Source organism: Anditalea andensis, from assembly GCF_000714815.1.
GTDB classification, from domain to species: domain Bacteria; phylum Bacteroidota; class Bacteroidia; order Cytophagales; family Cyclobacteriaceae; genus Anditalea; species Anditalea andensis.
Genome location: NZ_JMIH01000062.1, coordinates 1 through 234 on the forward strand (window position 1 = coordinate 1; position 234 = coordinate 234).

1 protein-coding gene is annotated in these 234 nt (G+C 44.0%); it reads right to left on the bottom strand.

The genetic code is table 11. The features are described from left to right. Positions 1-46: 46 nt before the first annotated feature. A partial coding sequence (locus EL17_RS23755) for a hypothetical protein (RefSeq protein WP_164675234.1) occupies positions 47-234 on the bottom strand: 188 nt, incomplete at its 5' end.

Consider the following 234-nt stretch of genomic DNA (forward strand, 5'->3'; position numbering starts at 1 on the left):
CCTCTTGGTAAGATGAAAATCCTTGTGCCTATCTCTGCCATATCTACTATTTTGGTACTTCCTCCTTTTGGAAGGTTTGGACTTCGGCATGATGTGTTACCTCATCCGACCTCATAGCCTCAGTATATGGTTTATTCGCTATATTTAATTCTTTTAAGGAGCTCATGATACGCTTCGCTTGATTCTGTTCGTCAGTACAGACACCGCAGTCTGGCTTACTTGCCCCCCTGCAAG